Genomic DNA, 6,796 nt, shown 5'->3' on the forward strand with positions numbered 1-6,796 from the left:
AGAAAGGTCGGTGATAGCCAATGAATGAGGTTCGAGTTCGCTTTGCGCCCAGTCCGACTGGTTTTCTCCATATTGGGGGAGTGCGGACAGCGTTGTTTAATTGGTTATTCGCTCGTCATGAGGGTGGAACCTTTATCCTCCGTATTGAGGACACCGATCGGGACCGGTCTACGGATGATGCTATTCAGGTCATCCTGGATGGCCTGAAATGGACCGGGTTGAATTGGGATGAGGGGCCTTTCCGACAGACAGACCGCTTGGAGCTGTATCGTGAACGGGCAATGGATCTCTTGAAGAGAAAGCTAGCCTACTGGTGCATCTGTACGCCTGATGAATTAGAGGCGAGAAGGAAGGAAGCTCAGGCTAAAGGCGAATCCATCAAATATGACGGGCGATGTCGCCATCGAGGAGTTTCCGAACCCGCCGAGCCGGCGGCTCTTCGGTTTCTCACTCCTCAGGAAGGGCAAACCATCGTCAATGATCGAATTAAGGGCCAGATCGTGTTTGATAACACGGTTATGGACGACCTCATCATACTCAGGTCCAATGGCTATCCTACCTATAATTTTTCTGTGGTGGTGGATGATGGGCTCATGAACATTACGCATGTCATTCGGGGAGACGATCATGTCAATAATACTCCGAGACAGGTCCCGCTCTTTTCCGCCATGGGATTTTCGGTGCCTCAGTTTGCACATCTCCCCATGATTTTAGGATCAGATAAAGCGCGTTTGTCCAAACGCCATGGGGCAACCTCGGTGTTGGCATATAAGGAGATGGGGTATTTGCCTGAAGCCCTTATTAATTATCTGGTCCGACTGGGATGGTCTCATGGGGATCAGGAAATTTTCTCGATTCAGGAAATGGTCGAGTTTTTCGATTTTAAGCAGGTGCAAGCCTCGGCAGCCGTCTTTAACCCTGAAAAACTACGGTGGGTCAATGCGCAGTACATTAGAAACAGCGACCCCAAGCAGGTGGCCGACGTCCTCATGCCATTTTTGCAGAGTGCAGGCTATGATGATGCCGTCTTGGCCAGAATTCCCGGAGGGGCCGAGGCCTTAATCCCCCCCTTGCGAGAGCGGTCAGAAACGCTTTTGGACCTTGTTCAAGGTGCCGTCCCCTATCTGTCAGAGCCCATGACCATGGATGAGGATGCCGCGAAAAAACATCTCACTCTGTCAATTGCCCCGAGCCTTCAGGCGTTTGCTGATCAGGTTGAAGCTGAGGCAGACTTTTCCAAGGAGGTGCTTGAGGGTATTCTTCATGGCATTATCGAGCGGCAGGGGCTCAAAATGGGCAAGGTGGCACAACCGTTACGCGTGGCGTTGACAGGCCGGACGGTCAGCCCTGGCATTTATGAGGTAATGGCGTTGTTGGGGAAAGAGCGATCGCTCCAACGCATCCGTTCCGGACTTGAGCGAACGATGAACGCGTAAAGCTCACCTTCATACTTTGTTTTTCTGCCGTCCCTTGACTGGTTCTGAGAGGTGAATTAAGCTCACTCCTAGGTTGGGGGATCGTCTAGCGGTAGGACGCCAGTTTCTGGATCTGGCTGCCCAGGTTCGATCCCTGGTCCCCCAGCCAACTTTTCAGCTTTTCTTTCCTGCCTGCAAGCACATCGGAATCACGAAATAATCAATCCCCGTTTTTTCTTCAAATTGGATGGTTGGGTACGAGATCAGGGATTTTTATAGTTATGTCTTGAGTTCTTTCAACCTGAGGAAGGCCTCATTATAGGACAGGAAGAAAAGTTTCTGTCTGATTGTTGAATTGGTTGTGTAATCCTGAGAAAATTGAAGGGCAAAGGGAGAGGGCCAACTTAGAATGGGGTCGAGGAGGACCAGTCAGATCGGAAGGACCCAATAACACAATGAAAAGCATTATCATTAAAGAGGTTAGGCCATGAATCTTCATCAACGGGGTACGGAGCTTATTAATGGACTAAAGGATCATATCCTAGAGGTTCTTCGTGGGCATCCAGATGCAGAGTCCGGGGGAATGGGGGTTTTTCAGGAAGAAATTGCCCGTCGGGCAGGGTTGCATAACATGGGCACAGGGGAATTGGATCACACCTGCGGGGAAATGTTGCGGCTGCTTGATAAGGAAGGCATGATCGAATTGGTGGAGGAGGCAGAGCCGGATGAAAAGCGGAAGCGGTGGCGTCTGAACTCACGATAAGTTTTGGCTCGTTTTTCTAGGGTTGAATTTCAATTTTCAATTCACTTCTCTCCGACTGAAAATCGTTGCTCATCGAGGGGGTCAATAAGGGATATCCACGCGATAGCCGGATTGTTCGTCGGCCACGTCCTTACTTGCGCTTTTTTCTCGTCCTAAGAATTCCTGGGCCTCCTGTTCCATGAGATCTTGAAGGCAGCCCTGAATCTCCTGACGGACATAGGTCTCCAGATAGCCGTACAGCAGGTCCTTTGGCACCCCCTCTCCGTGGTGCGTTCCTTTAACCGGCATATCCTTGCCCCGCCGGTTCGGGCAGACAGGGTGTGGGTGAGGCTTCACTCGAAAAGGTAGGCCGCCCTTCACCATTATTCCCACACTTTTTAAGTGTAGCTCGTTGGCGGGGAAATATGACATACTTTTTCAATGAAACACCATGGATTTACTTCTTTAGTTGTCATAGCCGAAAGAGAGAATATTAGATTGGATAGAAATCGCAGAATAACTTTTTTTTAGGTCTCTCTCTGAATTTTTCTTAGAGAATATTAAGGAGGTTGTTGAAAGGAGGAAATAAAATGAAAATCGTGATGCCGGTATTTGTCATGCTTTGTATAACCCTGGGTTGGGTTTTCCTCCTTCAAGCAGAGGTCATTATTGAAACACAGGGAGGAGAAGAGGATGCGATGTCTCTTGAGCATCGTCAGGGAAGCCGTCGACCAGGTAAAGCACCCATGCGGATTGAAGAGCCAGATGGAACGCTACGACCTCTTCCATCGGCTTCGATACCCGAGAGTCGTCTGAGTATGGAGGGTTTACGGGATGTGCCAGATGCAGGTGGTGGGACAATGGTCAATGTTGAGGGCCGGTTTCAGTCAATCTTGAAGGTGCCAGATGGATCTGACCATGCGATTCATCAGCATGAATCTGGGGACCTACAGCCATTAAAACCCTGAAGGTTGTTGGATGAGACCATTTCAACCCATGAATTATTCTAATGCCAATATGCTGAGAGATCCCGCTTCCTCCCAGTTGCCGATACCCTTCAGCTGTTGTGTGATTGGATTTCTGATTGTTTTACTCTTTGGCTGCTTTGGCCTCTTGACCGAGACCTACGCCGCCACCATTATTATTGTAAATAAAGATAGCCCTGGTGAAGGATTTAACGATCCTGCGCCTTTTACCCCAGTGGGTGGAAATACGGCCACCACACTTGGTCAGGCAAGATTGAAAGCCTTTGAGTATGCGGCAAATATTTTAGCGCAGGTCCTGGTAAGCACGGTGGGCATTCGAGTCGATGCTCGAATTGATTCCTTAGGAGCAGGAGTACTGGGATCGGCCGGCCCCAATACCGTCCATCGGAATTTCCCCAATGCTCCGGTGGCGAATACCTGGTACGTCCAATCCTTGGCAAATAAACTTGCAGAACAGGACCTGGATCTGACTACCAGTGATATCAGTGCGACCTTTAGTGCAAATTTTACGAATTGGTATTTTGGGCTAGATGCCCATCCCCCAGCGGGACAATTTGATTTTGTCACCGTGGTCCTGCATGAAATCATTCATGGCCTTGGTTTTTTATCACTTGTTGATGTGCTAACCGGGGAGAAATTCCTAGGCAACAATGACGATTTTATGCGTTGGTTGGAGCTTCATGGAGCCAGCCCAGCCGATTACCCGTTCATGACCGATAGTCAAAGGCAATATGCGAGTGTTGCTGGGCCGAATCTTCATTTTGTTGGTGCCACCCTTCAAGGAGCATCCGGGACACTGACGGCCGGACGAACAGGCACTCATGTGCAAATGTATGCCCCGAATCCGGTTGAATTGGGTTCGTCGGTTTCTCATTTCACGAACACGATTAAGCCTGATCAGCTTATGGAGCCTGGAATAGCTTCCGGAAAGGCTATTCATGATCTCGGGTTAGCTCAACCTCTGTTGCAAGATTTAGGGTGGGTGTTTGAGGTTGGCGTGAGTTTTCCTACTCGGAATGATGTCAACGGCGACGAGAAGGCAGACCTCGTCTGGCGCAACACCAGCACGTGGGCTGTTGCGATTTGGTTGATGAATGGTCCTACGATTGCCTCCTCCGGCTCATTGGGCGTGGTGTCGTCGAAGTGGCGGATTGCCGGTACCGGGGATGTCAATGATGACGGAAAAGCTGATGTCATCTGGCGTCACAGCGATACGGGAACGGTAGCGGTGTGGCTGATGAATGGTCTCACCGTCATGTCGGTGGGTTTTCCAGGTAGTGTCTCTAGGGATTGGCAAATCGCGAGTGTGGATGATGTTAACGGTGATGGGAGGGCGGACCTCGTCTGGCGAAACACGAGAACTGGAGAAGTGACGATTTGGTTGATGAACGGCTCCATGATTGCTTCTTCCGGCCACTTGGGCGCAGTGCCTTTGGAGTGGCACATAGCGGGGACGGGAGATATGAATGCCGATGGAAAAGCGGATGTTATTTGGCGGAATAACCTTACTGGCGCAGTGAAAGTGTGGCTTATGCAAGGGCTCACGGTTCTGTCAATAGGTTTCACTGGAGGGGTCTCCACGGATTGGCAGATTGCAGGGGTGGGTGATGTGAATGATGACGGGATGGGGGATTTGGTTTGGCGTAAAACGAGTAACGGGGAAGTGGCCATTTGGTTGATGAATGGGGTGACCCTCAGTTCGTCAGGTTTTTTTGGCGTGGTGCCTCAGGCGTGGGAGATTGCTAGCACCAATGATGTCAATGGGGATGGGAGCGCGGATGTAATTTGGCGCAATAGGCAGACAGGCACGGTGGCTGTATGGATGATGAATGGGCGTACGGTCATGTCGGTGGGCTTTCCGGGCAGTGTTTCAATCAACTGGGAAATTCAACATTAGGCGAAGCGTCCCAAGAGATTTACAACCCGGTGTCCTAACGAAAATACAGTACGGTATATGAATGGTCGTCTCCAATGTGAGCTGGTCGAAGTGCGAGACGCATAAATGATAGGCCCCTTGGTAGAAGGCTGAGTGGTGGGTGGGGACTTTGAAAGCAGGTCGTCCTTTCAATTGTCACGCTGAGACCAAAAATATTTACTCAATGAAACCCTACTTATTGCAGGTTGTTGTTTCGCGGTGATCTGCTTCTATGCGGTCAAATTGTTTTGAGCCATTCTTCGCTGAAATTAGTTCAATTGGGAATGCCTGATTTGTTGATGGCAAACCATTTCCTTTGTATGTGAGCGTGAATATGCTGATGGTCAATATGAAATGGTGGTGGGCAGCTATGCTTGGAGGCAGTATCTTGCTTGCGGTGCCTGGGCATTCCGAGATTGGCGCCATTACGGGCGATGTGGTTGGGCACTTTTTTTCTGCGCTGATCTTAGCCATTGTGCCGATTCTGGGATATCGTCTGTTCTATCAACAAATTGGTGAGAAGGAAATCACCTATATTTTTGGTGCTGCCTGGATCTATCTTGTCATATCTCAATTATTTGGATGGTAAGGAAAATTTTTACTTCAATCCATCGAGTATAGTCATTCCCTTGGATTTGCATTTTGATCTGCCTACTCTAGATCAAAAAGTGGAGGAGAGGAATATGAAATATTTGAAATTCATCGATGTGGTAGATTTTGAGGCGTCCACCAGGGTCAGTATCTTGAGTGGAGAAGTTGGATTCATTCTTTCACTGATCCCTAGGGACTTCACCCGTGTGAGGCCGATTTACCCGAAAAGCAGGTTTTCAGACATTAGCCAAATATCTGGGGCTTCAGGTGTGGCCTCATCAGATCAGTGATTGGGTAGAGCATTGCGTCTGTCCGATAATAAAATTTAGGCATGAATCACGTGATTCATTTTTTTTAATTATCCTTGTTTTATGGTGATTGGGGTTCGTCAGATTTCATGTATTCTTGAGAAATGAGGCATTCGGTTTTTCCACATTCAAGGATCTGGTGAATGTTCCGATGAAGCATCCAGCATTAGAAACAGTCGTATCCTGAAAAAGGCAAACCATCTGAAAGGATGGGACGCAAAGCCATGGGCCTACGTCTCGAAGTCCGGGATAGGGTTGCCAGGTTGCCAGGCAAGCCACAGATCCTCCTTGATCATGAGCGGAGTGGCTTCGCTCGGCATGACTCACATGCATAAAGGAGATCTCGTATGGCAGACGTTCAAGGTTTCTCTCGAGTGGGTTTTCCCCGTCTACATCCTTCTCGATCCGTATCTCGTTCATTATGGGTCATTTTTCTTTTTCTCTGTCTCTTTCCCTCCAATGCCTTGGCGGGACAAGTCACCCTTGCCTGGGATCCCCCTTCCGCTGAATATGGAGGATTTATTTTAGCCTATGGGACCTCAAGCGGCAGTTATACGCAGACTCAGGATGTTGGAACTCAGGCTATTTATACAGTGCCAAGCCTGAATCCCGGGCAAACGTATTATTTTGCAGTAAAAGCTTACGACCGGGCTCGTAAAAATGAAAGCCCGTTTTCGAACCAGGTGAGTGTCACGGTGCCTATCGTTAATGCCCGTCCTGCTCCTCCTAAGAATGTACAAGTTTATTGATATTCAACATCGTCATCTCAGACAAATCCTTACTGAGATAGAGTATTTTTGGAAATGATGAACCCAGGAGAATCTGGCATAAAGAATTCT

The 6,796-nt window shown here is 48.9% G+C and carries 7 protein-coding genes, 1 tRNA gene and 1 riboswitch; of the genes, 7 read left to right on the forward strand and 1 reads right to left on the reverse strand.

Features of this window, described 5'->3' with window-relative positions:
• Positions 1-20: 20 nt before the first annotated feature.
• The 3 genes from gltX (at position 21) to AAH187_RS06625 (ending at position 2,178) form a co-directional block, all read left to right on the forward strand.
• Entirely contained in the window at positions 21-1,436 is a 1,416-nt protein-coding gene (gene gltX / locus AAH187_RS06615; RefSeq protein WP_342347654.1) for a glutamate--tRNA ligase, read from the forward strand.
• A 74-nt stretch (positions 1,437-1,510) separates the two neighbouring features.
• A tRNA-Gln gene (locus AAH187_RS06620) sits at positions 1,511-1,584 on the forward strand.
• A gap of 318 nt (positions 1,585-1,902) precedes the next feature.
• Entirely contained in the window at positions 1,903-2,178 is a 276-nt protein-coding gene (locus AAH187_RS06625) for a hypothetical protein (RefSeq protein ID WP_342347655.1), read from the forward strand.
• 81 nt (positions 2,179-2,259) lie between these two features.
• Here the strand turns inward: AAH187_RS06625 and AAH187_RS06630 are convergent, their stop codons facing one another.
• The gene (locus AAH187_RS06630; protein ID WP_342347656.1) at positions 2,260-2,589 is read right to left on the reverse strand and encodes a hypothetical protein; all 330 of its coding nucleotides are present in this window, start codon (positions 2,587-2,589) and stop codon (positions 2,260-2,262) included.
• A gap of 158 nt (positions 2,590-2,747) precedes the next feature.
• Here AAH187_RS06630 and AAH187_RS06635 point away from each other — a divergent pair, with 158 nt between their 5' ends.
• From AAH187_RS06635 to AAH187_RS06650, 4 genes are all read left to right on the forward strand, one after another.
• Positions 2,748-3,125: a hypothetical protein gene (locus AAH187_RS06635; protein WP_342347657.1), complete on the forward strand. Its 378-nt coding sequence runs from the start codon at positions 2,748-2,750 to the stop codon at positions 3,123-3,125.
• A 28-nt stretch (positions 3,126-3,153) separates the two neighbouring features.
• Positions 3,154-5,040: an FG-GAP-like repeat-containing protein gene (locus tag AAH187_RS06640; RefSeq protein WP_342347658.1), complete on the forward strand. Its 1,887-nt coding sequence runs from the start codon at positions 3,154-3,156 to the stop codon at positions 5,038-5,040.
• A gap of 367 nt (positions 5,041-5,407) precedes the next feature.
• Positions 5,408-5,647, forward strand: a complete 240-nt coding sequence (locus tag AAH187_RS06645) for a hypothetical protein (protein ID WP_342347659.1) — start codon at positions 5,408-5,410, stop codon at positions 5,645-5,647.
• 491 nt (positions 5,648-6,138) lie between these two features.
• A riboswitch (cyclic di-GMP riboswitch) is annotated at positions 6,139-6,228 on the forward strand.
• Between the two features lie 76 nt (positions 6,229-6,304).
• On the forward strand, positions 6,305-6,706 hold the full coding sequence (locus AAH187_RS06650) for a fibronectin type III domain-containing protein (protein ID WP_342347660.1): 402 nt from the start codon (positions 6,305-6,307) through the stop codon (positions 6,704-6,706).
• The last annotated feature ends 90 nt before the right edge of the window (positions 6,707-6,796 follow it).

This window comes from uncultured Nitrospira sp., from assembly GCA_902500695.1.
Classification (GTDB): Bacteria; Nitrospirota; Nitrospiria; order Nitrospirales; family UBA8639; genus Nitrospira_E.